The organism is Neisseria sp. P0001.S005, from assembly GCF_051963715.1.
This window is the reverse complement of record NZ_JBQCTZ010000695.1, coordinates 1-400: the sequence shown is the minus strand read 5'-3', so window position 1 is coordinate 400 and position 400 is coordinate 1. Positions and strand designations below refer to the sequence as shown.

The following is a 400-nucleotide window of genomic DNA, read 5'->3' as shown; positions in this document are numbered from 1 at the left end:
TCAGCACTTTTTTCATTATCTTCCCTGCAATGAGTAAGTTATGGTTGGTTTGGACGGTATTATATAGTAAACCGACCTGCCTTGAACTTTATTCATATTCAGTATGTTCGCGAAGGTTTCAGCCGATTCGGATGGAAGCGCCGTATTCTGTCGGAATGGGGCGGTAAAGCGGATTTTTATGCCATGCCAACATGAACAACGGCCGTCTGAAAATTTTCAGACGGCCTTGTTTGGAAATCGGGACGCATGGTCTGGAACGGGATTTGCGCTAAGTATAGCGTACAAATTGTATAGACAAAAAAATAACCGCTTTAAGGCGGTTTGTGGTGGCCAGAGGCGGAATCGAACCGCCGACACACGGATTTTCAATCCGTTGCTCTACCAACTGAGCTATCTGGCC

Annotated in this window: 1 tRNA gene; it reads right to left on the bottom strand. The window is 46.0% G+C overall.

What is annotated here, in order from left to right:
• Nucleotides 1-324 precede the first annotated feature (324 nt).
• A tRNA-Phe gene (locus ACTHSP_RS22425) sits at nt 325-400 on the bottom strand.